Genomic DNA, 25,117 nt, shown 5'->3' with positions numbered 1-25,117 from the left:
CCAAATTACATATTTTAGTTCGATGAATCCCAATTTTCTGCAAACTCCCATAGCATACCTCAAAGGAGTTGGTCCAAACAGGGCCGATGCCCTAAAGGCCGAATTGGGCATTGAGACCTTTAAAGACCTGCTGCACCTCTTCCCTAACCGCTATTTGGACAGAACGAGTTACTATAAAATCAATCAACTGCAACCCAGCGGTGCCGATGTGCAAGTAGTGGGTAAAATTATCCATATAAAAACCGTAGAGCAAAAACGGGGCAAGCGTTTAGTGGCCACTTTTGTGGATGAAACAGGGCAAATGGACCTCGTTTGGTTCCGAGGTCACAAATGGATCAAGGAGAATTTAAAGCTCAACGAACCCTACGTGGTTTTTGGCAAGGTGAACAAATACGGAAGTACATTTTCCATGCCCCACCCCGAAATGGAAACCCTGCAAAAACATCAAAAGGGACTAAAAATGGTGATGCAGCCCATCTACCCTTCTACTGAAAAATTAAGCAATAAGGGAATCACCAATCGGGTCATCGGTAAAATGATGCAACAGTTGTTTTTGGAGTGTAAGGGGCAGTTTCCAGAATCCTTATCTCAAAGTATTTTGGAAGAACTAAAATTGATTTCGAAGAGCTCCGCTCTTTTCAACATTCATTTTCCTAAGAATCAAGAATTGTTGGCCAGAGCACAGTTTCGGTTAAAGTTTGAAGAGTTGTTTTTTGTGCAATTGCGATTGATATCCCAAAATTTACAACGGAAACAAAAAATAAAAGGAATGCCCTTTGAGGCCGTAGGCGAAAAGTTTACCGAATTCTTTGAAAACCACCTCCCTTTTGAACTCACGAATGCCCAAAAACGAGTCATTAAGGAAATTCGGAACGATTTGGGGAGCAATGCCCAAATGAACCGATTGCTGCAAGGCGATGTGGGCTCAGGTAAGACCATTGTGGCATTAATGTGTATGCTATTGGCTATTGACAACGGGTTTCAAGCCTGCTTAATGGCTCCAACGGAAATTTTGGCCACCCAACATTACAATGGGCTCAAGGAACTTTTGGAAAACATGGACGTTAAGATTGCTCTATTGACCGGTTCCACGAAAAAGTCCGAACGCACTTTGCTGCATAATCAGTTAGAAAACGGCAATTTGAACATTCTGGTGGGCACACATGCCGTTTTAGAGGACAAAGTACAATTCAAAAACCTTGGTTTGGCCATTGTGGACGAACAGCACCGATTTGGTGTGGCGCAACGATCTAAATTATGGCACAAAAATCAGACTCCCCCCCATATTCTGGTAATGACAGCAACTCCCATTCCCAGAACCTTGGCCATGAGCCTTTATGGCGATTTGGATATTTCTGTTATTGATGAGTTGCCTCCTGGAAGAAAACCCATCAAAACAGTGCACCGATACGACAGCAACCGATTAAAAGTGTTTGGGTTCATCAAAGATGAAATCAAAAAGGGGAGACAAATCTATATTGTGTATCCGCTGATCCAAGAATCGGAAGCCTTGGATTATAAAGATTTAATGGATGGTTATGAAAGTATTGTCCGTGATTTTCAGCAACCCGAATACCAAATTTCCATTGTACACGGCAAAATGAAGCCGGCTGACAAAGACTATGAAATGGAGCGTTTTGTTAAGGGCGAAACACAGATTATGATTGCCACCACAGTTATCGAGGTGGGCGTGAACGTACCGAATGCTTCCGTAATGATCATTGAGAGCACCGAGCGCTTCGGGCTATCGCAATTGCACCAGCTACGAGGTCGCGTTGGCCGAGGTGCGGAGCAGAGCTTTTGTATTCTAATGACGGGCCATAAACTATCTGAAGATGCCAAAACCCGTTTACAAACCATGGTAGGCACCAACGATGGTTTTGAAATTGCAGAGGTCGACCTTAAACTTCGCGGTCCCGGGGATTTGATGGGCACCCAACAAAGTGGCCTGTTGACATTAAAGATTGCAGACATTGTGAAGGACAATCAAATCCTAAAAACAGCCCGCTACCATGCCATTCAACTGCTGAAGAATGACCCTAGACTTGAAAAATCGGAAAATGCACCTATTTTAAACGCTTATTCCAAAATGATGGCCAACAAAACCATTTGGAATTATATTAGTTGATTCCGATTAGGTTTGTAATTGGTATATGGTACAATTCTTCACACTTCATTGTTATAAATTGAAAATCAACCCTTACCATTTGTTAACTTTAAATACAATCGCTTGAAATTGCGGTTGAACATCGTAATTTTACCACTAACCGATAATCGGTTTCACATACAAATTTTAACTTTGTAGGCTTACAAATTATTGAAGACACAATGAGCAAGACACTATTTGATAAAGTTTGGGATTCCCACGTGGTAAAGCATATTGAGAACGGCCCGGATGTACTCTTTATTGACAGGCATTTGGTCCACGAAGTAACAAGTCCCGTAGCTTTTTTAGGATTAAAGAACAGAGGAATAAAAGTATTGTACCCAGAGCGCACTTTTGCCACCGCGGACCACAATACCCCTACACGAAACCAACACTTGCCCGTAAAAGACCCCTTGTCCGCCAATCAATTGAGGGCTTTGGAGGAAAACGCCAACGCCCACGGTATTCCATACTGGGGACTTGGGCATAAGAAAAATGGAATTGTACACGTAATTGGTCCAGAGAACGGAATAACCGTACCTGGAGCCACCATTGTTTGTGGAGATTCACACACCTCTACGCACGGAGCCTTTGGCGCCATTGCCTTTGGTATCGGTACCAGTGAAGTGGAAATGGTATTGTCCACCCAATGCATTATGCAGCCCAAGCCTAAAAGTATGCGCATCAATGTAAGCGGAGCATTGAGCGAAGCGGTCACCCCAAAAGATGTGGCGCTTTTCATCATTTCCAAATTGTCCACCTCTGGTGCAACTGGCTATTTTGTTGAATACGCCGGAGATGTCTTCAAAAATATGTCGATGGAAGGTCGTATGACGGTTTGTAACCTCAGTATTGAAATGGGTGCCCGTGGCGGCATGATCGCTCCGGATGAAAAGACGTTTGACTACATCAAAGGAAGAGAATATACGCCAAAAGGAAAAGATTGGGATGCTGCCATGGAATATTGGGAAACCCTTTATTCTGATGATGATGCCGAATTTGACAAAGAAGTAACTTTTGATGCCAGCGAGATAGAACCAATGATCACCTTCGGTACCAATCCAGGGATGGGTATCGGAATCAGCAATAACATTCCATTGGCCGAAACCATTGATGGTGCCGTTGCGACGTACAAAAAATCCTTGGAGTATATGGACTACAACGAAGGAGAGCCTATGGTAGGCAAGCCTATCGATTTTGTATTCCTTGGAAGCTGTACCAATGGTAGGATTGAAGATTTTAGAGCTTTTGCCTCCATCATAAAAGGAAGAAAAAAGGCTGACAACGTAACCGCTTGGTTGGTTCCCGGTTCCCACAAAGTGGAAGAGGCGATCAGGGAAGAAGGTATCTTGGATATTTTGACCGAAGCTGGCTTTGAATTGAGAGAGCCCGGCTGTTCGGCTTGCTTGGCAATGAACGATGATAAGATTCCAGCAGGTAAATATGCCGTAAGTACTTCCAACAGAAACTTTGAAGGACGACAAGGCCCCGGCGCCCGTACGCTGCTCGCTAGTCCGTTAGTGGCCGCTGCAGCTGCCGTTACTGGAAAAGTAACTGACCCAAGGGAATTAATGCACGAAGAAGTTTTAGCATAACAACTGAAAATTGAAAAATAATGGCTTACGATAAATTCAACATACTAACAAGTTCAGCGGTACCATTACCTATCGAGAATGTGGATACCGACCAAATAATCCCAGCACGATTCTTGAAAGCTACCGAGCGTAAAGGATTTGGCGACAATCTTTTCCGTGATTGGAGATACAATTCCGACGGAACTCCAAAGGAGCAATTCGTTTTGAACAATCCTATCTATTCCGGAAAAATTTTGGTAGGAGGTAAAAACTTCGGTTCAGGTTCATCTAGGGAGCACGCGGCTTGGGCCGTTTACGATTACGGTTTTCGCTGTGTGGTTTCCAGCTTTTTTGCAGATATTTTTAGAGGCAACTGTTTGAACATCGGTGTACTTCCCGTTCAAGTGACTCCTGAATTTTTGGACAAAATTTTCAAGGCGATTGAGGCTGACCCAAAAACAGAGTTGGAAATCAACCTACCAGAACAAAAGATTGCCATTTTGGCCACGGGTGAAAGCGAAAGTTTTGACATCAACGATTACAAAAAGGACAATATGCTCAATGGCTTTGATGATATCGACTATTTGTTGAACATCCAAGACGATATTGAGAAGTATGCCGAAAACACACCTCTGTAACCTATTGCTCGGAACACGACGGCATAAAAAATGAAAGCACGCACCATTGAAATTATGGACACCACCCTGCGGGATGGTGAACAAACCTCTGGGGTTTCCTTTTCCGCATCGGAAAAGCTCACCTTGGCCAAGTTATTATTGGAAGAACTCAAGGTAGACCGTATCGAAGTGGCCTCCGCCCGTGTTTCGGAAGGAGAACTACAGGCCGTAAAAAATATAACGGATTGGGCTAAAACGGAAGGTTATCTTTCCAAAGTGGAAGTGTTGACTTTTGTGGACAATGGCGTTTCCCTTAAATGGATGCAAGAAGCAGGTGCCAAAGTGCAGAATCTGCTTACCAAGGGTTCATTAAATCATTTAACCCACCAACTCAAAAAGACTCCAGAACAGCATTTTGCAGAAATAGAAAATGTAATTTCCGAAGGGCAAAAACTAGAAATTGACACCAACGTTTACTTGGAAGATTGGAGTAATGGGATGCGAAACTCCAAAGAGTATGTGTTTCAGTTCCTGGATTTTTTGACAAAGCAGCCCGTCAAGCGAGTATTGCTTCCGGATACCCTTGGCGTGCTTACACACACCGAAACAGGGGCTTTTTTTAAAGAAATTGTTGAAAAGTATCCGAACACCCATTTCGATTTTCACGGACACAATGATTACGATTTAAGTGTAGCCAATGTTATGGAAGCAGTAAGAGCAGGCTGTCACGGTTTACACCTTACCGTTAATGGCATGGGTGAACGTGCAGGCAATGCACCACTTGCCAGTGTTGTTGCCGTAATCAACGACTTTTTACCCGAAATCAAGATTGGTGTAAAGGAATCATCCCTTTACAAAGTAAGTAAATTGGTATCTGCCTTTACAGGCTTCAGCATACCTGACAATAAACCTATTGTTGGAGATAATGTATTTACACAAACCGCTGGAATACACGCAGATGGAGACAGTAAAAAGAATCTTTACTTCAATGATTTGCTTCCAGAGCGATTTGGCAGAAAACGCAAATATGCCTTAGGAAAAACATCAGGAAAAGCGAACATCCAAAAGAATCTTCAAGAGCTTGGTTTAACTTTGAATGACGACGAATTGAAAAAGGTTACCGAGCGCATCATTGAGCTTGGCGATAAAAAAGAACGTGTCACCAAAGATGATTTGCCTTACATCATTTCTGATGTATTGGACAGCAATCTGCATCAGCAAAAGGTATTTGTAAAGTCTTACGTGCTCACCCATTCCAAAGGATTGAAGCCATCCACTACCCTTTCCATAGAAATTGAAGGGAAAACATACGAGGAAAGTTCACAAGGAGATGGACAGTTTGACGCTTTTATCAACGCTTTGAAGAAGGTATACAAAAAGGAAGGCAGGGAATTGCCGAAATTGGTGGACTATGCCGTTCGCATCCCTCCAGGCAGTAATTCCGACGCACTTTGCGAAACTATAATCACCTGGCAGACCAAGGAAAAAGACTTTACCACCCGCGGACTCGATTCAGATCAAACGGTATCCGCCATCAAGGCCACGGAGAAAATGTTGAATTTAGTATAACAGATAATAAATAGAATGAAACTAAACATAGCGCTCTTGGCCGGAGATGGAATTGGCCCAGAAGTAATAGATCAAGCTGTAAAAGTATCCGATGCCGTAGCTGCGAAGTTCGGACACGAAATAAGCTGGACTCCTGCCCTTACAGGAGCCGCAGCGATTGATGCCGTAGGTGAACCGTACCCGGATGAAACCCACGAAGCCTGTGTTGCTGCAGATGCCGTTCTTTTTGGAGCCATTGGTCATCCACGTTTTGACAACGACCCATCCGCTAAAGTACGTCCAGAGCAAGGATTATTGAAGATGCGTCAAAGGCTGGGATTGTTTGCCAATGTTCGTCCAACCTTCACTTTTCCCTCGTTGATTGATAAATCTCCATTGAAAAAAGAAAGAATTGAAGGTACCGACCTTGTTTTTCTTCGTGAATTGACCGGAGGTATCTATTTCGGGAAAAGAGGTCGTGAAGACAATGACAATACCGCTTACGATACCTGTACCTATACACGCACCGAGGTTGAGCGTCTGGCCAAGAAAGGTTTTGAAATGGCCATGCAACGCTCCAAAAAGCTATGCTGTGTGGATAAAGCCAACGTTTTGGAAACTTCTCGCCTGTGGAGAGAGACTGTTCAAAAATTGGAAAAAGACTATCCTGAGGTTGAAGTATCCTATGAATTTGTGGATGCCGTAGCGATGCGTTTGGTGCAATGGCCCAGTGCTTATGATGTGTTGATCACAGAAAACCTGTTCGGAGACATTTTAACCGATGAAGCTTCAGTGATTTCTGGGTCTATGGGATTGATGCCCTCAGCATCCTTGGGCGAAAAAACTTCCTTGTTCGAACCCATCCATGGATCATACCCTCAAGCCGCAGGAAAGGACATTGCCAACCCATTGGCCACTGTGCTTTCAGCCGCCATGATGTTCGAGACCGCTTTTGGTTTGAAGGAAGAGGCTGAAGCCATTCGCGAGGTGGTGAACAAATCGTTGGCCGATGGTGTGGTTACCGAAGATTTGGCCGATGGCGGAAAAGCCTACAAAACCAGCGAAGTTGGTGATTGGTTAGCGAAGAATATTTAATCAACCCACACATTAAAACCATAAAGAAAGCCCCGAAAATGGGGCTTTCTTTATTTGTTGCTACTCGCTGTGCATTTTGAATATTTCAGCAGCAAGAGAGTGTAAGTTCGAATATTTTCCAAAGGAAAAAGTATCGAAACAAGGTTTTTGTCAATAAAATTCTGATTCTCGATACATTTTTTTCGTTCCTACAAAAAACACTCGAATTGACGAATTTTCATAAAAATATACAGCGAGCCCTTACCGTATTTACACTACAAAATATAATCCGTACTCAAGAAGTTGCTCACTTTAGCCTCCATTAATTGTTCTACGGTCTGGGTGTTCAAATCATTGTCTTTGAAAGCAACAAATGTTCTGATGGAGAAAGATCTCAGGGCATCATGCACGCTCAAAGTAGATTGTGCTGAGTCTTTTCTTCCTGTAAACGGATAAACATCTGGCCCACGCTGGCAAGAACTGTTAAGGTTTACGCGACAGACCAAGTTGGCTAAAGAATCAATCAGCGGAGACAAAGTATAAACATCCTTACCAAACAAACTCACTTGCTGTCCGTAGTTGGATTCTGCCATATCGTCCAAAGGTTCTTCAATTTCTTTAAATGAAAGTACGGGAATTATAGGCCCAAATTGTTCTTCTTGATATACCCGCATATCTTTGGTCACAGGATACAACACGGCTGGCCATATGTAATTATCAAAATGCTTCCCTCCATTTTTGTTGATGATTTTAGCCCCTTTTGCCAAGGCATCATCCAACAACTCTTGGATATATGCTGGCTTGTCTGTCTCGGGGAGCGGGGTCAAGTTGACGCCATCATCCCAAGGATTTCCGAATTTTAGTCCGTCCACTTTTTCAGCAAAGCTCTTCAAGAATTTATCTTTCACTTCATCGTGTACGTAAACCACCTTCAAGGCGGTGCAACGCTGTCCGTTAAATGACAATGTTCCGGAAATGCATTCATTGACCGTTAAGTCCAATTCAGCATCAGGAAGTACTATGGCCGGGTTTTTTGCTTCCAATCCTAGAACCAAACGCAATCTATTGCTCTTTGGGTGTTGATCCTGCAAAGCATTGGCAGAAACACTATTCCCGATCAAGGCCAGCACATCCACCTTTCCTGTTTTCATTATAGGCGCCGCTACAGCCCTTCCTCGACCAAAAAGTATATTCACCACTCCTTTGGGAAAACTGCTCTGAAATGCCTCCAAAAGCGGTGTGATCAGTAGGACCCCGTGCTTTGCTGGTTTAAAAATGGTAGTATTTCCCATAATGATGGCCGGAATCAACAAAGCAAAGGTCTCGTTCAATGGGTAGTTGTATGGACCAAGACACAAAACAACACCCAACGGGCCTCTTCGAATATGGGCATATACACCATCATGCTTCTGAAATTTAGCACTATCGCGGTCCAATTGTTTGTAATCCTCTATGGTATCATAAATATACTCAACGGTACGGTCAAACTCCTTATAGGAATCCGGTTTGGATTTACCTATCTCCCACATCAGCAGCTTTACGACTTCTTCGCGCTTCTGCTCCATCTTCTTTACAAAAGATTCCATGCATTCAATACGGTCCTTTACTTTCATGGTCGGCCATAGGCCTTGGCCTTTATCATAAGCGGCCAAAGCAGCATCCAACGCCTCCATCGCTTCGGGCTCCCCCATATCGGGCACACTTCCCAAGGTTGTAGGGGTATATTCTTCTGTAGAGGAAATCGTAGAAACCACAGGACTTGTATCCCCACTCCATTTACGGAGCTCTCCATGCACCAAATAGGTTTTTTGATGGATTTCTTCAGTGATTTGATATTGTTCAGGTATTGCTGTTTTAGTTGTAGCCATTACTAGTTGTTTTAAGCGATTAGTGTTGAGTGAAATGGTCGCCCATCCTATACAAAATTAACATAAAAACGAATGATAGCTCTTTAAGTTTTTATGCAATTGGTTTCGAAAACGATGGAAAACCCAGTTTATAAAAACGATGCTTAAAAATGTTGGTGGCATCACACCAAATATTGAAACAAATCGGGTTTGTTGTTGAGATAATCCCCAAAGAAGTTGTTTTCTTTCATTCGTCGGATCAAGGGTTGTAAATCGTCAGGAGATTTAAGTTCCACGCCAACAATTGCCGGTGCGTTCTCCCTACTTGACTTCTTCGAGTATTCAAAATGCGTGATATCGTCAGTAGGCCCAAGGATATCTACCACAAATTCCTTTAATGCTCCCGGGCGCTGTGGAAACCTTACAATAAAATAATGCTTCAACTGGGCATAGAGCAAGGCTCTTTCCTTTATTTCCGCGGTACGGGTAATGTCGTTATTGCTTCCACTGACCACACATACCACATTCTTGCCCTTAATTTCTTCCTTAAAATAATCTAGGGCAGCAATAGTCAAAGCCCCTGCCGGCTCCACAACAATCGCATCCCGATTGTACAGATCCAAGATGGTTTGGCAGACCTTTCCTTCGGGAACGGTGACCATTTTGTGCAGGCACTCCCTGCAAATGGGATAAGTCAATCCTCCTACTTTTTGAACAGCTGCACCATCGATAAACTTATCAATGTTTTCCAACTCCACCAGTTCGCCCTGTTCAATGGATTTTAGCATGGATGGCGCCCCTTCGGGCTCTATGCCAATAATTTTTGTGTTGGGAGACAGGGCACGAAATGTACCACAAAGTCCTGATGCCAATCCTCCTCCGCCAACAGCAACAAAAACATAGTCGATAGGTTCGCTGGATTGTTGCAGAATCTCCAACCCAACGGTAGCCTGTCCTTCAATGGTCTTTTCATCATCAAATGGATGCACAAAGGTTTTCCCTTCTTGCCCACAGAACAATTGGGCCGCTTTTTTGGAATCGTCAAAAGTATCTCCCTCCAAAACCACATCAACCCAATCGCCACCAAACATTTTAGTCTGATCTATTTTCTGTTTTGGAGTCACCACGGGCATATAAATAGTCCCTTTTACCTGTAAATGACTACAGGCAAAGGCAACACCTTGCGCATGGTTTCCTGCGCTGGCACAGACCACTCCGCTATCCAATTGTTTTTGACTGAGTGAACTAATCTTATTGTACGCACCACGGATTTTGTAGCTGCGGACTCTGTGAAGGTCTTCCCGTTTTAGGAGAATATTGGCCCCATGGGATTTGGTAAAGCGGATACTTTGCTGCAAAGGCGTTTCTTCCGCCACTTGGGCGATAATTTTTGCTGCTTGATAAATATCCGCTATTTGCGGAAAATAAGTTTCCACAGTGTCACTCATGGGCCAATGGTTTTGTTTTATCCGATTGGCTTCATGGCCGTCATGGATGCACGCAACCTGGCACCAACAACTTCTACATCGTGCTCACGGATAGCTTTGTTTACGGCAATCAACCTCAGGTTGTCCACTCCGGTATCTTTACCTTCACCAAAGTGCTTACCAATAATATCGGTATCCACTTTTTTCATGAAATCGGTCAAAAGTGGTTTACACGCATGGTCGAACAAGTAACATCCGTACTCAGCCGTATCGGAGATTACGCGGTTCATCTCGAACAATTTCTTTCTCGCAATGGTATTGGCAATTAACGGCGTTTCGTGCAACGATTCGTAGTAAGCCGAATCACCAATAATTCCAGACTCGGTCATGGTCTCATAGGCCAATTCCACCCCAGATTTCACAAAAGCGACCATCAACACACCATTATCGTAGTATTCTTGCTCCGAGATTTCCATATCTCCTGCGGGCGTCTTTTCAAAAGCGGTTTCTCCCGTGGCAGCTCTCCAGTCCAATAGGTTTTTATCCCCATTGTCCCAATCCTCCATCATGGTTTTGGAGAAATGTCCGCTCATAATGTCGTCCATGTGCTTTTGGAACAAAGGACGCATAATTACTTTCAACTCTTCGGCCAAATCATAGGCTTTGATCTTGGCTGGATTGGACAAACGATCCATCATATTGGTGATCCCCCCTTGCTTTAAACCTTCTGTGATGGTTTCCCATCCATATTGAATCAATTTGGAAGCGTAAGCGGCATCAACACCTTTTTCAATCATTTTGTTGAAAGAAAGGATGGAACCGGTCTGCAACAACCCACAAAGAATGGTCTGCTCACCCATTAAATCGGACTTTACTTCGGCCACGAACGATGATTCCAGAACACCTGCCTTATCCCCACCTGTACCGGAAGCATAAGCTTTGGCTTGCTCCAAGCCTTTTCCTTCAGGGTCGTTTTCCGGGTGTACGGCAATCAAAGTCGGTACTCCAAATCCTCTTTTGTACTCTTCGCGCACCTCGGAACCGGGACTTTTTGGCGCTACCATAATCACGGTAAGATCCTCACGCACCTGCATCCCCTCTTCCACAATGTTGAAACCGTGGGAGTAAGATAGGGTTGCTCCTTTTTTCATCAAAGGCATTACTGTGCTTACCACGTTAGTGTGCTGCTTGTCCGGAGTAAGGTTAATGACCAAATCGGCTGTTGGAATCAATTCCTCGTAGGTTCCAACAACAAAGTTGTTTTCCTTGGCGTTTTTGTAGGATTGACGTTGCTCCTTGATTGCAGCTGGACGCAGGGCATAGGAAATATCCAAACCAGAGTCACGCATGTTCAGTCCTTGGTTCAACCCTTGGGCGCCACACCCAACTATTACTATTTTCTTTCCTTTCAGTGCGGTAACACCATCAGCAAACTCGCTGGAATCCATAAATCTACATTTTCCCAATTGGGTCAGTTGTTCGCGAAGTGATAGTGTGTTAAAGTAATTTGCCATTTTAAATATTTGATTTTATGCTATTTAGTTTTCTTGAAATTCCTGTAATATTTCGCTTATTGGCATCGCTGCCTTGGTTACCGTAATTCTACCCGAACGCACAAACTGCATAATGCCATAAGGCAGAAGTGCATCGTGCATTTCGTCTATTTCGTGCCTACGGCCTGTTTTTGCCAGGGCAAAGAACTCACGGTTTACGGTAACGATCTGCGCATTGCTTTCTTTGATGATGTTTTGAATCTGCCTTTCATCGAACAACAAATACGAAGCAATCTTGAACAACGCCGATTCTTGATAAATAGTTTCGTCATCCGTATGGTAATACGCCTTGATGACCTCTATTTGCTTCTCTATCTGACCAACTATCTTGCGTGTCCAATCCTCGGTCGTGAAAACCACAATCGTAAATTTAGAAACACCCTCAATCTCTGATTTTGAAACATTTAAACTCTCAATATTGATGTGTCGCTTTAAGAATATTCCTGATATTCTGTTGAGCAGTCCTACATGATTTTCGGAATACACCGAGATGGTATACCATTGTTTTTCCATAATACTTTGTATGCTTGCAACTTGAAAAACGTGAAGGGAAATGTCCTTGCAGTTGATTAAGGTGCGGTCTATATTCTATTTTAATCTAATGTCAGAAACAGAAGCGCCAGATGGAATCATTGGGAAAACATTGTCCTCCTTTTCCACTTTCACTTCCAAAAAGTATGGGTCTTTGGATGCAATCATTTCCTGCACGGCCGCTTTAAGGTCTGTACGTTCTGTTACTCTTCTTGATTTAATTTGATATCCCTCGGCGATTTTAACAAAATCTGGGTTTGTCATTACCGTGGAAGCATATCGTCTATCGAAGAACAGTTCTTGCCATTGACGCACCATGCCCAAGTGGTCGTTGTTCAAAACCACAATCTTTACGGGCACATTATGTTGGAAAATAACACCAAGCTCCTGAATCGTCATTTGATAACCCCCGTCTCCTATGATTGCCACCACCTCGCGGTCCATAGCGCCCATTTTGGCTCCAATGGCGGCAGGAAGCCCAAATCCCATGGTACCCAAACCACCAGAGGTTATATTGCTCTTGGATTGTTTGAACTTGGCATAACGACAAGCAATCATTTGGTGCTGACCCACATCCGAAACAATTACAGCTTCATGACCGGAAGCTACATTGATTTGCTCAATTACCTCTCCCATGGTCAACCCTTCCTTGGTCGGATAGATGTCATTGTTGATTAAGGTATCATATTCAATTTGATACATTTTATCAAATTCGGCCTTCCACTCCTTGTGCTCATTTTTATTTACTAAAGGCAATATCTCACTCAAAGTTTCCTTGGAATTGCCCAAAACGGCCACATCCACTTTCACATTTTTATTGACTTCCGCTGGGTCTATTTCAAAATGAATAATCTTGGCTTGCTTCGCATAGGTATCTAAATTTCCTGTTACACGATCATCAAAACGCATTCCTATGGCAATGAGCACATCACATTCGTTGGTGAGCATATTGGGGCCATAGTTACCGTGCATCCCTACCATACCCACATTTAGTGGATGGTCGGTATCCATTGCGGATAGTCCAAGAATGGTCCATGCTGCTGGAATTCCTGTTTTTTCTACAAAGGCTTTGAGTTCTGCTTCAGCTTCTCCCAAAATCACACCCTGACCAAACACGATAAATGGTTTTTTGGCACTATTAATCAACCCCGCAGCCTTTTCGACACTGTTTGGTTCTACCTTTGGAACAGGTTTGTAACTCCTGACCTTGGTGCACTTTTCATACACAAAATCCAATTCGTCGAACTGAGCATTTTTAGTTATGTCTATCAAAACAGGCCCAGGCCTTCCTGATTTGGCAATATAAAATGCCTTGGCCATTATTTCCGGAATCTCTTCCACATTGGTAATCTGGTAGTTCCACTTAGTAACCGGTGTAGAAATACCTACGATATCCGTTTCTTGGAAGGCGTCGGAACCCAAAAGGCTTCGGGTCACCTGCCCCGTAATACATACCATTGGGGTAGAATCTATCTGCGCATCGGCAATTCCGGTTACTAAATTGGTCGCTCCCGGCCCAGAAGTTGCCATGGCAACTCCTACCCTACCCGTAACCCTTGCGTAGCCTTGAGCTGCATGTGTTGCACCTTGCTCGTGGCGCGTTAAAATATGGGTCAATCTGTCTTGAAATTTATATAATTCATCGTAGACGGGCATTATGGCCCCTCCGGGGTAACCATAAATCAAATCCACTCCCTCGGCAAGTAAACAATGGATAATGGCCTCTGCGCCAGTAATCCTAATTGCCTTTTGGTTTTTACTATCTTTTTTTTGTGCTTTTAATGTCTCCATAAGCCTATATTTAGGGAGATACCCCTACAATTATTGTTAAAACAAGTCGGTAACACAACCTTTGGAGGCGGATGATACCGTTTTGGCATATTTATATAAGCTTCCTGATTTGATTTTTAACTCAGGTTGCTTCCATTCTTTTCTTCGTTGTTCGAACTCTTCGTCCGATATATTGATGTTGATGGTGTTGTTTACGGCATCAATGGTGATTTCATCCCCATCTTTTACCAAGGCAATCCCGCCACCTACTTGGGCTTCCGGGGAAACGTGACCGACCACGAACCCGTGGGAACCACCAGAAAATCTTCCGTCGGTTATCAGTGCAACATCCTTTCCAAGTCCGGCACCCATAATAGCAGATGTAGGTTTTAACATTTCGGGCATTCCCGGAGCTCCTTTTGGACCTTCGTAACGGATGACCACTACATCGCCTTTTTGCACTTGTCCGTTATGGATTCCATGATTCACCGCAGTTTCGCTATCAAAAACACGAGCTGTTCCGGTAAACTCCAACCCTTCTTTGCCTGTGATTTTAGCCACGGCACCCTCGGAAGCGAGGTTTCCATATAAAATACGAATATGACCGGTATCTTTAATAGGTTGCTCCTTCTTTCTGATGATATCCTGTCCTTCGGCCAAATCAGGGGCATCCAATAGGTTTTCCGCCAATGTTTTTCCGGTAACGGTCATACAATCACCATGAAGCATGCCTTCCTTCAGCATATATTTCAATACCGCTGGAACACCACCTACTTTATGGAGGTCTTCCATCAAGTATTTTCCACTTGGCTTTAAATCGGCCAATAAGGGAGTGGATTCACTAATTCTTGTAATGTCTTCCAAGGTGAAATCGACCTCAGCAGCGTGTGCAATGGCCATAAAGTGAAGCACGGCATTGGTAGAGCCACCAAGCACGGTGACCAACCTAAATGCGTTTTCCAATGATTTTTTAGTAACAATGTCCCTTGGTTTGATGTCTTCCTTCAACAAATGCAACAAAGCGGCACCTGATGCTTCACAGTCCGCCTGCTTTTTATCGTTTACCGCCGGAATGGACGAGTTGAACGGCATGGACATTCCCATGGCCTCAATGGCAGAAGCCATAGTATTGGCGGTGTACATCCCTCCACAAGCTCCAGCTCCTGGGCATGCTTTATGGATGACTTCCTTGTATTCCGTTTCATCTATGGCTCCCGCCACTTTTTGTCCGTAAGCCTCGAAAGCTGAGATGATATCCAATTTTTTATTGTTGTGACACCCCGGAGCAATGGTTCCGCCATACACCAAAATAGATGGGCGGTTGAGTCGCAATTGCGCCATAAGGGCACCGGGCATGTTTTTATCGCACCCTACCACGGTGACCAATCCGTCGTAGCTCATGGCATGGATTACGGTTTCAATGGAATCTGCAATGATGTCCCTAGATGGCAAGGAGTATCGCATTCCTGGAGTTCCATTGGATATTCCATCGCTCACCCCAATGGTGTTAAAGATAAGTCCGACCAAATTGGAGGACTCTACTCCTTTTTTCACATCGAGGGCTAGATCATTCAAGTGCATATTGCAAGGGTTCCCCTCGTAGCCTGTACTTGCAATCCCTATTAAAGGTTTTTGAAGATCTTCATCTGTTAATCCAATCGCGTGCAGCATAGCTTGAGCCGCTGGCAGTGTTGGGTCTTGTGTTACTTTTTTACTAAACTTGTTCAATTCCATTGTCAAATTTCATTCAAATACAGTATTCTTCTGAATTTATACCGCAATTCAAAGATAAATGTTTAAAAAGCCCAAGATTTTTAACAGTTACCTGCTGTTTAAATCCACTGGAAACATAATAAACATAAATAGCTGTTTTTCAGTTTTTTAGATTGATTAAAATTCCAACATTCAATTAATTTTATTGCAATAAAAAAGGCCTGTATCGTATGGGATACAGGCCTTTTAAGTCAATTGCAAGTCTGTATTACCCCTTTTCTGGGATAATAATGACCTCTACAATGACTTGTTTATTTCTTTTCATACTTCAATGGTACGAAAAAATAAGGTTTGGTTTATAAATAAAATGAAACTTGTTTCTAAACAAGTTTAAAATTCAGCTCATCCCCATACTTTTTCTGCGCCAAAATGGAGATAGACTCTTCCGAAAGTTGAAGTATTCTGGGGTAGCCACCTGTGGTTTGACCATCCTTCATTAAAATGATCATGCGGCCTGCTGGGGTAAGTTGAATAGTGCCCGGTAAAGTTCCCGAGGTCAACATGGAATGTGAATGTCCCATAATTAATTCCGAAAGCTGGTAGGCCATTCGGTTATTTTCTTTGGATATGGTGAATGGTGTGGCAAAAATCTCGGTGAGTTGGGCATCTGACAACAAGGAAAACTCTGGACCTTTATAGACCTTTAGTTTATTTATTTCAAAATGCTCCTCAATCTTTACTTCCGATATTTTGGGCTCGTAGTGCAAGGTCTCCCTGTATGGTATCTCATCGCCATCTTTAAGTCTGGCAGATTGAGTGACAGGGTAAAATTGTGAACGGCTATTGAGTAGTTTTTTCGACTGAAAACCGCCTTTAACCGCCAAATACCCCCTGAATCCTTTCTCTAGCCTACCATACGATAAAATATCACCCTTAACCACCTTGATCACCGTGTAATTATCAACAGGTTCGTTGTTCAGGGTGGCCACAATATGTGCTCCGGACAAACTAATATACGTATCGGTATCAAACTGTAGTGTGGGACCCGTCATGGTAATTTCCAAAACGGCATCGTTCTCATCATTCTCCAATAAAAGATTGGCCTTTTTAACTGATTCCACATCCATTGCTCCTGAAATTGGAACACCAATATCCCTGTACCCATACCTACCAAGGTCTTGGATGGTTAAATAAAGGCCCGGTTTTAATACTTTAAGCATTCAAAACAACTTTTTCGGGTTCGTAAATGCCTACTTCGCCCTCAATTTTATGAAGCTTGTACTCTGCTTTGGATATGCTCTCGAACTGTATCTTGTCCCCTACTTTTACAAAACAAGGTTCCTTTTTACCTGGGTCGAATAAGTTAACGGGACAATTCCCTATAATGTTCCAGCCCCCTGGTGAATCTTGCGGATAAATACCCGTTTGCTTGCTGGCCAATCCCACCGAACCCTTTTGAACCTTTAATCTAGGTTCTGCTCTACGGGGAATCTCCAAAGATGTTGGAAGTCCGCCCAAGTACATAAAGCCTGGCAAAAAACCGATTCCATACACCACATATTGGTGCGAGGTATGTTGCTTTATAAGTTCTTCTATTGAAAGATTAAGGGTTTTGGCCGTTTCTTCCATATCCACTCCAAACTCATGGTCGTAGCATACAGGAAGGGTCCATAAATGCTGTACTCTTTCTGTTTTTGATTTGGCTTGCTTTTCTTGGCAGTCAAGAATCAAGTTTTTGGTCTCCTCAAAATCTATATGGTCTTGGTTGTAGACCATGGTCAACGAATTATAGGCAACGGACATTTCCCAGCCAGAAATTTTCAGCGCTTTAAAGGCGTCCATAAAATCGAGGATATCTGCCAAAATGGATTCACTTACCTCTCCGGGCCATTCCACTAAAACAGCTCGTTCTCCGAAGGGCTTGATGCTAATGGGGTAACTTTTCATTTTTGTATCTGCACCTGATTCATGGCTAATTCTTTTGAAAGATACATTAATATTTTTAAGGCAGAAACCGTATCGCCATGAATACAAAGGGTATTGGCTTGGATTTCCTTGGATGCACCATCAACCGATAAAACTCTACCTTTTTTAATAATGGGTAAAATATGTTGCAACACCGCTTCGGGCTCTTCAATTAATGCATTTCCTTGTTTTCTGGGGACGAGCGACAAATCGGAATTGTAGTTTCTGTCCGCAAACGCTTCAAACCAAACCTTAAAACCTTTTTCCATTGCCATTTTTGCCATTACTGAACCAAAGGGAACGTAAAGAATGGCCTTATCCTTATAATCAATAACGGCCTCCAAATACACCTTTGCCAAATTTTCATCCTTAGCGGTTTGATTGTACAAAGCCCCATGCGCTTTAATGTGATGCAATTTGATTTGTTTTTGTTCCAACACCTCATCAAAAGCTGCCAATTGTTTTCTAATACTTTGTATTAGGTCTTGGTTTGAAATGTCCATCACTTCCCTTCCAAAATTGGCTTTGTCCGGGTATGATGGATGCGAACCGACTTTTAGATTATGGTTCTTGGCAAGGGAGACAACATTCAATATGGTTTCTTGATTCCCTGCGTGACCTCCACAAGCAATGTTGCAAGAACTTATGTAAGGAAAAATATCGGCTTCGTTACCAACACCTTCGCCTACATCACAATTAATGTCTATTTGCCATGTTTTCATTGGGTTATTGGGTTATTGGGTTATTTTGTTATTGCGTTAAAAGTCTGAAATCTGATGTCCGAAGCAGGTTTTCTGTTTTAGAATTTGGTGCTCACCACCGGTGTCCGAAGTGTAACGTTGAACGCCCGCCCGCCTGTAGACACAAATTTCACTAACCACCACGAATATTTTTGTACTTGAACTTTAGTTTTTTTCTGCTTACTGAATTAAAAAGGCCCCATGACTTTAAATATACTTTTTGCTCCAAGAAATATAGCGAATACCACAATGGTAATTCCCAGTACATTTTGCATCAGGGAATTCTTGTTTTCTCCCATCACGGATTTTTTGTTCACCACCCATAACAGCAACAAGGCCATCACGGGAAGCAATATTCCGTTGGCGACCTGGGCAAATTGAATCACTTCGATTGGTTTTATATCAAAGGAAAGGAAAACCACACCGCATAAAAGTACAATACCCCACACCATTTTGAATTTTCTGTTCTGCATGCCACCTTGCCAACCAAAACAACTACTTGCCACATAGGCTGCAGCCAAAGGCGCTGTAATGGCAGAGGTAATCCCTGCTGCCAATAACCCTGTTGCCATAAAGTAAACCGCCATTTTTCCGAATAGGGGTTCCAAAGACTTGGCCATGTCCAACGCATGGTTGATATCCGAAATAGGCGCCGCAGAAGCTGTAATAAGTATGGCTATGGAGACCATTCCGCCCAAACCAATAGAGATGATGGTGTCCCAATTCACGGCCTTTAAATCGTTTTTGGAATGCCATTTTTCCTTTACCAACGATGCGTGCAAAAAGAGATTATAAGGAACCACTGTAGTACCCACCAAAGCAATAACCGTTAGCAAACCTCCTTCGGGCAATTGTGGCACAAACATTCCTTTGAGGATTTCTGAAATTGATGGCTGGGTGATGATGGCAGAAATCACAAAACTCAATCCCATAATGCCGACCAACCCAACAAATATCTTTTCCAAAATCTTATAGCTGCTTAACCAGAGCAGCAGAAATATAACACTACCAATGATCGCTGGCAAAAAAGGTTTTATTTGTTGTTGTGATAAAAGCTGTTCAAGTCCAAGAGTGGCGCCGCCAATATTACCAGCTTCGTAAGCGGCATTACCTACCAAAATAGCTCCCAAAACTATCGCGATTACAAAGTTTCGGATCCATGGTGTTTTAAGTTCGGTCCCAACTACATCCACGAGACCGCTTTGGGTCACCAGACCGATTCTACCTGCCATGCCCTGCAATACAATGGTTGCGATAATAGACACCAATAATGCCCAAATTAAAGCGTAGCCAAAGCGTGCTCCGGCCAAGGTGCACATGGTGATGGTTCCCGGGCCCACAAAAGCAGCTGCAACCAACACACCCGGCCCTATTTTTTTAAACATTGGTTCTTTGGTTTAGGAGCGATTAAATTAACAGGATATCTGGACAAAACATGCATTTCATCCAAAAAAGTGTATTTCGTCTAAAAGTAGGTTGTCGTACATCGATTTTTTATACTATTTCAAAAATCTCAAAGTTATAATATCACCAAATCATACTTAGACTTAAACTTGACAAAAACTTATGACATGTAAGGATTGCGGCAAAGACATTAACCCCCAACAGTTTAAAGCTTCTAATGAATCTTTAGGTGTAGCGCTTTGCGAACGACATACGAAACTGATCAAAAAAGTAATTCTCGACAACGACACTCCAATTGACGCCATACATTTGTTTTACGCCTTAAAAGACGCCGGAGTTCACCCTATGCTGGAGTGGTGGGACGGTAAAAGATCTGTTGATATTGCGATTTCCCGTGTTAAACTCAACATTGAGATTGACAAGAATTACAATATGATAACCCACGAACAGGCAATAAGCGATTTGGAAGATGCCATGCATTCTTTTAAGAATGGGTTTACCACCATAAGAATACCGCATTTGGCCATTAAATACTACTTGGATGAAACAGTAGAAAACATTTTGGGCATTATTGCAGGCCTAAAGGCTAATATGAAAGCGATTTAATTGCAGAACTGCATACTGTCCGCCCTTTTGGTTTGCTTATATTCCAAAATATTGATGACTATGGTATGCTCTCCAATATTCTCCAAGTCGTTGATGTAGTCTTTGCCCCTATTTTCAAAGAAATCGGTATCGCCGGGGTTTAATTTGATCATATCTATTTTTCCGTTGCCATAACGGGTAATCACCAAACCTCCGGTGGTACAGACCCAACCATAATTGGTATTGTGTCTTCTAAAAGAAAGTCGATCACCAGGAGCCAAGTGCAAATCCCATAGTTTTATGCTCTCGTCTTCAAAAACCAACTTATTGCTCAACGATTCTTTAATTTCTTGATGCAGTAATTCATCAATCCTTTCTTGCTCCCAAGGGTCAAAGTTCCCTACTGGGTTCAATTCCACACATTGCATATTCTCTGAATTCTCTAAAATCGCGCAAAAATAAGACATAAGACATTTAAAAACAGACGTTTAACCAACATTTAACTATTTCCTTGAGTATCTTTCCAATTAAGGTTGTGCTATTGCGAATTTGTTGAAGAACAGCTCTTTAAACTATATTTTATCCAATACGCTTTTCTTTTGATGTGGTTTGTTCCAATCAACCCAACCAACCTTCCCTATCCAAACTTCGGTATTGAATAGCTTCAGAAATATGGTTTTCCACTACATCTTCGGACTGTGCCAAATCGGCTATGGTCCGGGATACCTTCAAAATGCGGTCGTAAGCCCTAGCAGAAAGGTTTAAATGCTGCATGTCATCTTTTAAAAGGTTTTTGGAAAACTCATTCAACTTACAAAACTTTCTAATATGTTTTGTGCCCATTTGGGCGTTGTAGTGGATACATCCAACCTCTTGAAATCTTTGGGTTTGTATTTCGTGTGCGGCTTCCACACTTTTTCTTATAACAATACTACTCTACCCTTTTCGTTCTTCGGACAATTTGTCAAAAGGAACAGGGGTTACTTCAATATGAATGTCTATTCTATCCAACACCGGACCCGATATTTTCCCAAAATAGCGTTGCATTTCTGCGGGAGAGGATGTGACGGATGTATCAGGGTCGCTAAAATACCCTCCGGGACTCGGATTCAAACTTGCAACCAACATAAAACTACTGGGATAGGTTACCGTAAACTGTGCACGGGCAATGGTTACTTCCCTTTCTTCCATGGGCTGACGCATCACTTCCAGTATACGGCGCTCAAATTCCGGTAGCACATCCAAGAAAAGTACACCATTATGGGACAAAGAAATTTCATCAGGCTGCGGAACTAATTGTATGGTGTGGATTTCTAAAGGGACGCTGACTCATCAACCCCTTATTTTTAACTTTTCCCACAACGCTTTGTATTTTGGTGGTTTCCAAAGCTTCGTGAAGCGTCATCGGAGGCAAAATGGAGGGTAATCTTTTGGCCAACATGGTTTTTCCTGCCCCAGGCGGACCTATCAAAATAATGTTGTACCCACCTGCCGCAGCTATTTCCATACATCGTTTTATACTTTCTTGTCCCTTTACATCGGCACAATCAAACTCTGGAAGATGCAAGTGCTCGTAAAATTCCCTTCGGGTATCCACATGGGTCTGTTCCAAAGGAATATCGGCATCAAAAAAATCAAAGACCTCTTTAATCTTTTCAACGCCATATACTTTTAGTCCTTCTACAACGGCAGCTTCTTTCACATTTTCTTTGGGTAAAATAAATGTTTCAAACCCCTCCTTCTTGGCTTTTAAGGCAATGGGCAAAGCACCTTTTATGGGTTGTAGACTTCCATTCAAAGAAAGCTCTCACATGATCAAGTATGTATTAATGTCTTCTGAACGAATTTGGCAAGATGCCGCCAAAATTTCAATGGCCAAAGTAAGATCGTAAGCCGACCCTACTTTTCTTAGATTGGCCGGAGCCATGTTGATGGTTATTTTTTTGCCGGGAATTCTGTATCCATTGTTTTGAAGAGCAGTCGCAATCCTGTAGTTACTTCCTTTTATGGCATTATCGGGCAACCCTGCCAAGTGGCACCCGATGCCTTTATCTATGTTGACCTCTACGACAATGGTGGTTGCCCCTATTCCAAATACGGCACTACCGTAAACTTTTATGAGCATGATGGAATTTCTCTAGTTGAAAAAAAGACTGAAAAATAGCCAATCCCACTTCAAAAAGAACTCCCTTTTGACGAATACCCTAATTTGAATTGACGAAAGCCCCTTTTGAATTAACGGAAGATTAAAATGGATGCAGCGGTTTCTTGGATTTCCTGCTTGTTCATCATCATTTTACGGAACTTTCCATTGACATACATTTCGGCTTGATCATCGTAGTGTTTGCTAAAAGGGTTTCCAGATTGCCCCGTTGGCAATATACTGATACTGTTCTCCACATCCGAAAAATCAATGACACGTCTTGTGGACGGACCAGAACTTACCTTGTACAACCCTGTACTATCATAAGGGAACGATAGGTTATTGATAACCTCACGAGTTCCTGTAACCGGAAACGGGCCCACATTAAAATATTTACGGAGCGAAGCTACTTGTCCAAACGGGTGTTGGTGCTCCAGAGTGTGTACTTTATCCCAAGTCCACTGGCTAGGGTCGGGGCCAAAGTCCTTAACTAGGGAACTCCAAGCATCGGCAAAGGATTTAATGATTATGTCCTGTCTTGTTTCAGTAATCTCCTTAGTGTTTATGTTATCCCACCATTTCCCATTTTCCATTTTGGCTCCCCAAGCAATCTGTCTTTTGAACAAATGAGTTTTCAAAAACTGTTTGAACATTTCTGGTCCAAGCTCATCCTCCATAGTATTCTTTACCATATAATAAAGTGCTCTATGATAAAGTGTTGGACTAGTGCTCGTTAAAGCGTATTTTCCGTTCCAATTCTTTAAAGAATCTACCATTACCAACTGTTCGGTGTTTAAATGGGTTACATCCAACAGTTTTATCAATTCTGTAACCAATTCCGTGTTTACTGGCGAAGTAACATCCAGCATCATTTTTGAAATTGACTCCTTGTCCCAATCGTCTTTTGCGTCGAGTAGTTGAACTATTCGCTTGGCACGGTTCTCGGGCAAATAATAGCCAGGATACAACATTCCCACAATAGAGTCTGGTTGATTGTTGGCAGAATACACATAATTCCAAGGTGGGTTTTCGGCCATGGGGTTTTCGGAAAAATCCAAATAACGTAGTGGCTCCTCTTTCCCCGTGGTTCCGTCCAAAATAAACTTGGTGGATAGGCCATCGGGCATTTCGTAAAGTTTTGCTGTAGCCCACCAGGACACATTGCCCTCGGCATCACCATACATTACATTAAGCCCAGGTGCATGGATGTTGGGCAAGGCGCTTTTAAATTCCTCCATATCGGTGGCATGGCTCATACTGTAAAGAGTGTGCATCACCCTATTTTTGGGTTTGGTGTATATCCAAGACATGGCCACGGGCCGTTCTCCGGAAATTTGGTCGGCAATGTTATTTAGAACAGGGCCGTGATGCGTTTTCTTATAACTGAAAACCACATCATCCCCGTCCTTTACTTTGATGGTTTTATGGATAAATTCATAATCCTTCCAGCCCTCTAAGGTTTTGTATTTAGTACTGTCGGATGGATGGGTTTCTTCGTAATAAAAATCAATATCGTCATTCTCGAACATGGTGAGGCCGTAGGCCAGCTTTCTATCATGGCCTAACAAAGGGAAAGGAACTCCAGCTAAATGATACCCATATTTTTCATAGGCTGGGGTACTTACATGGGCCTCGTACCATACAGAGGGTTGGGCAAAACCTATATGTGGGTCGTTGGCCAAAATCACTTTACCATTTTTGGTCTTTTGTGGGGCTACCACCCAGCTATTGCTCCCTTCAAACTGCGGAATGGGAAGTTTATCCAAAGCTGCCGATACACTCGCGGTAATATTTGTTCCCATAGTATCTGTTTCGACTCCTTTAAAGTTTTTAATCCAAACCGTGGAAGTATCCGAATGTATGGCCAGGTCATCAATATACTCCTCACCTAGTTTATTGCGTATACTTGTCAACAATGGATCTGTTTTGTGCGCCATGGCAAAACTAAAGGCCATGTATCCAACGGCATTGTAAACATCTTCAATGGTGAATGGCTCCTTTTCAATCCCTGTCAAATAAAACTCAATAGGTGTTGGCCCGTTTTTTACAAACTCATTAATGCCATCCAAATAAGCTCGGGATAGTACTATGGCCTCACTCTGCATGTCCAATGCCGCTATTGTTTCTTTGGTATGGTCAGCGATACCCAAAGACAGGAAAAACTTGTCGGTTTTGATCATGTCCGCACCAAAAACTTCGGAAAGTTGTCCTTTGGCCACCCTTCGCAACAATTCCATTTGCCATAATCTATCTTGGGCATGTACATAGCCCAATGCTCTTATGGCATCTGTTTCATTATCTGCATAAATATGGGGAATCCCGTAGGGGTCAAAATAAGTTGTTACCTCATTGGAGAGGCCCGACAAGGCTTTTTCTCCACCATAATCTGGTTTAAGACTGTTAATAAATATAGTAATGCCAATAATTACAAGTAGAAGCAATCCTGCAAGAACAAGAAGAATCTTTTTGTAGTTTTTCAC

General features: G+C 42.7%; 18 protein-coding genes and 1 pseudogene. 6 read left to right on the top strand and 13 right to left on the bottom strand.

The window, feature by feature from the left end:
* Positions 1–22 precede the first annotated feature (22 nt).
* The 5 genes from recG to leuB all read left to right on the top strand — a co-directional run bounded on the left by recG (position 23) and on the right by leuB (position 6,980).
* Positions 23–2,128: an ATP-dependent DNA helicase RecG gene (gene recG, locus VM932_RS03455; protein WP_326277179.1), complete on the top strand. Its 2,106-nt coding sequence runs from the start codon at positions 23–25 to the stop codon at positions 2,126–2,128.
* Between the two features lie 200 nt (positions 2,129–2,328).
* Positions 2,329–3,741 (top strand): 3-isopropylmalate dehydratase large subunit, encoded by a 1,413-nt coding sequence (gene leuC / locus VM932_RS03450; RefSeq protein WP_326277178.1) that lies wholly within the window; start codon positions 2,329–2,331, stop codon positions 3,739–3,741.
* 20 nt (positions 3,742–3,761) lie between these two features.
* Positions 3,762–4,358, top strand: coding sequence for a 3-isopropylmalate dehydratase small subunit (gene leuD, locus VM932_RS03445; protein WP_326277177.1), 597 nt, complete (start codon positions 3,762–3,764; stop codon positions 4,356–4,358).
* 30 nt (positions 4,359–4,388) lie between these two features.
* The gene (locus tag VM932_RS03440; RefSeq protein WP_326277176.1) at positions 4,389–5,906 is read left to right on the top strand and encodes an alpha-isopropylmalate synthase regulatory domain-containing protein; all 1,518 of its coding nucleotides are present in this window, start codon (positions 4,389–4,391) and stop codon (positions 5,904–5,906) included.
* 15 nt (positions 5,907–5,921) lie between these two features.
* The gene (gene leuB, locus VM932_RS03435; RefSeq protein ID WP_326277175.1) at positions 5,922–6,980 is read left to right on the top strand and encodes a 3-isopropylmalate dehydrogenase; all 1,059 of its coding nucleotides are present in this window, start codon (positions 5,922–5,924) and stop codon (positions 6,978–6,980) included.
* Positions 6,981–7,234: 254 nt separating this feature from the next.
* On the opposite strand, the gene VM932_RS03430 is transcribed toward leuB, so the two are convergent.
* The 10 genes from VM932_RS03430 to VM932_RS03385 all read right to left on the bottom strand — a co-directional run bounded on the left by VM932_RS03430 (position 7,235) and on the right by VM932_RS03385 (position 19,890).
* Positions 7,235–8,827: an NADP-dependent glyceraldehyde-3-phosphate dehydrogenase gene (locus tag VM932_RS03430; RefSeq protein ID WP_326277174.1), complete on the bottom strand. Its 1,593-nt coding sequence runs from the start codon at positions 8,825–8,827 to the stop codon at positions 7,235–7,237.
* 161 nt (positions 8,828–8,988) lie between these two features.
* Positions 8,989–10,254, bottom strand: a complete 1,266-nt coding sequence (gene ilvA, locus VM932_RS03425) for a threonine ammonia-lyase (protein ID WP_326277173.1) — start codon at positions 10,252–10,254, stop codon at positions 8,989–8,991.
* 17 nt (positions 10,255–10,271) lie between these two features.
* The gene (gene ilvC / locus VM932_RS03420) at positions 10,272–11,747 is read right to left on the bottom strand and encodes a ketol-acid reductoisomerase (RefSeq protein ID WP_326277172.1); all 1,476 of its coding nucleotides are present in this window, start codon (positions 11,745–11,747) and stop codon (positions 10,272–10,274) included.
* 24 nt (positions 11,748–11,771) lie between these two features.
* Complete coding sequence (ilvN, locus tag VM932_RS03415; RefSeq protein WP_326277171.1) at positions 11,772–12,299, bottom strand: acetolactate synthase small subunit; 528 nt, start codon at positions 12,297–12,299, stop codon at positions 11,772–11,774.
* 75 nt (positions 12,300–12,374) lie between these two features.
* Complete coding sequence (ilvB, locus tag VM932_RS03410) at positions 12,375–14,108, bottom strand: biosynthetic-type acetolactate synthase large subunit (protein WP_326277170.1); 1,734 nt, start codon at positions 14,106–14,108, stop codon at positions 12,375–12,377.
* A gap of 36 nt (positions 14,109–14,144) precedes the next feature.
* Positions 14,145–15,821, bottom strand: a complete 1,677-nt coding sequence (gene ilvD / locus VM932_RS03405; RefSeq protein ID WP_326277169.1) for a dihydroxy-acid dehydratase — start codon at positions 15,819–15,821, stop codon at positions 14,145–14,147.
* Positions 15,822–16,180: 359 nt separating this feature from the next.
* Positions 16,181–17,020, bottom strand: coding sequence for a 5-oxoprolinase subunit C family protein (locus VM932_RS03400; RefSeq protein ID WP_326277168.1), 840 nt, complete (start codon positions 17,018–17,020; stop codon positions 16,181–16,183).
* Entirely contained in the window at positions 17,013–17,747 is a 735-nt protein-coding gene (gene pxpB / locus VM932_RS03395; protein WP_326277167.1) for a 5-oxoprolinase subunit PxpB, read from the bottom strand. The genes VM932_RS03400 and pxpB overlap by 8 nt, the downstream gene beginning before the upstream one ends.
* Positions 17,744–18,487, bottom strand: coding sequence for a 5-oxoprolinase subunit PxpA (gene pxpA / locus VM932_RS03390; RefSeq protein WP_326277166.1), 744 nt, complete (start codon positions 18,485–18,487; stop codon positions 17,744–17,746). Before pxpA ends, pxpB begins: the two co-directional genes overlap by 4 nt.
* Before the next feature lie 206 nt (positions 18,488–18,693).
* Positions 18,694–19,890: an Nramp family divalent metal transporter gene (locus VM932_RS03385; RefSeq protein WP_326277165.1), complete on the bottom strand. Its 1,197-nt coding sequence runs from the start codon at positions 19,888–19,890 to the stop codon at positions 18,694–18,696.
* Between the two features lie 181 nt (positions 19,891–20,071).
* Here VM932_RS03385 and VM932_RS03380 point away from each other — a divergent pair, with 181 nt between their 5' ends.
* Positions 20,072–20,515, top strand: a complete 444-nt coding sequence (locus tag VM932_RS03380; protein ID WP_326277164.1) for a hypothetical protein — start codon at positions 20,072–20,074, stop codon at positions 20,513–20,515.
* On the opposite strand, the gene VM932_RS03375 is transcribed toward VM932_RS03380, so the two are convergent.
* The 3 genes and pseudogenes from VM932_RS03375 to VM932_RS03365 all read right to left on the bottom strand — a co-directional run bounded on the left by VM932_RS03375 (position 20,512) and on the right by VM932_RS03365 (position 25,117).
* Positions 20,512–20,961, bottom strand: a complete 450-nt coding sequence (locus VM932_RS03375) for a hypothetical protein (protein WP_326277163.1) — start codon at positions 20,959–20,961, stop codon at positions 20,512–20,514. The genes VM932_RS03380 and VM932_RS03375 overlap by 4 nt on opposite strands.
* Positions 20,962–21,112: 151 nt before the next feature.
* Positions 21,113–22,619, bottom strand: a pseudogene (locus VM932_RS03370) (YifB family Mg chelatase-like AAA ATPase).
* A 110-nt stretch (positions 22,620–22,729) separates the two neighbouring features.
* Entirely contained in the window at positions 22,730–25,117 is a 2,388-nt protein-coding gene (locus tag VM932_RS03365; protein ID WP_326277162.1) for a penicillin acylase family protein, read from the bottom strand.

Origin of the sequence: Flagellimonas halotolerans (assembly GCF_035818535.1) — a bacterium.
Classification (GTDB): Bacteria; Bacteroidota; Bacteroidia; order Flavobacteriales; family Flavobacteriaceae; genus Flagellimonas; species Flagellimonas halotolerans.
This window is presented reverse-complemented; position numbering and strand designations above follow the sequence as displayed.

What these genes read in the sequence shown, in the direction of transcription:
- recG (WP_326277179.1), top strand. Translation starts at nt 23, where the DNA reads ATGAATCCCAATTTTCTGCAAACTCCCATAGCATACCTCAAAGGAGTT.
- VM932_RS03380 (WP_326277164.1), top strand. Translation starts at nt 20,072, where the DNA reads ATGACATGTAAGGATTGCGGCAAAGACATTAACCCCCAACAGTTTAAA.
- VM932_RS03385 (WP_326277165.1), bottom strand. Translation starts at nt 19,890, where the DNA reads ATGTTTAAAAAAATAGGGCCGGGTGTGTTGGTTGCAGCTGCTTTTGTG.
- leuB (WP_326277175.1), top strand. Translation starts at nt 5,922, where the DNA reads ATGAAACTAAACATAGCGCTCTTGGCCGGAGATGGAATTGGCCCAGAA.
- ilvD (WP_326277169.1), bottom strand. Translation starts at nt 15,821, where the DNA reads ATGGAATTGAACAAGTTTAGTAAAAAAGTAACACAAGACCCAACACTG.
- pxpA (WP_326277166.1), bottom strand. Translation starts at nt 18,487, where the DNA reads ATGAAAACATGGCAAATAGACATTAATTGTGATGTAGGCGAAGGTGTT.
- ilvC (WP_326277172.1), bottom strand. Translation starts at nt 11,747, where the DNA reads ATGGCAAATTACTTTAACACACTATCACTTCGCGAACAACTGACCCAA.
- VM932_RS03400 (WP_326277168.1), bottom strand. Translation starts at nt 17,020, where the DNA reads ATGCTTAAAGTATTAAAACCGGGCCTTTATTTAACCATCCAAGACCTT.
- VM932_RS03440 (WP_326277176.1), top strand. Translation starts at nt 4,389, where the DNA reads ATGAAAGCACGCACCATTGAAATTATGGACACCACCCTGCGGGATGGT.
- ilvA (WP_326277173.1), bottom strand. Translation starts at nt 10,254, where the DNA reads ATGAGTGACACTGTGGAAACTTATTTTCCGCAAATAGCGGATATTTAT.
- VM932_RS03375 (WP_326277163.1), bottom strand. Translation starts at nt 20,961, where the DNA reads ATGTCTTATTTTTGCGCGATTTTAGAGAATTCAGAGAATATGCAATGT.
- leuD (WP_326277177.1), top strand. Translation starts at nt 3,762, where the DNA reads ATGGCTTACGATAAATTCAACATACTAACAAGTTCAGCGGTACCATTA.
- pxpB (WP_326277167.1), bottom strand. Translation starts at nt 17,747, where the DNA reads ATGAAAAGTTACCCCATTAGCATCAAGCCCTTCGGAGAACGAGCTGTT.
- ilvB (WP_326277170.1), bottom strand. Translation starts at nt 14,108, where the DNA reads ATGGAGACATTAAAAGCACAAAAAAAAGATAGTAAAAACCAAAAGGCA.
- VM932_RS03430 (WP_326277174.1), bottom strand. Translation starts at nt 8,827, where the DNA reads ATGGCTACAACTAAAACAGCAATACCTGAACAATATCAAATCACTGAA.
- ilvN (WP_326277171.1), bottom strand. Translation starts at nt 12,299, where the DNA reads ATGGAAAAACAATGGTATACCATCTCGGTGTATTCCGAAAATCATGTA.
- leuC (WP_326277178.1), top strand. Translation starts at nt 2,329, where the DNA reads ATGAGCAAGACACTATTTGATAAAGTTTGGGATTCCCACGTGGTAAAG.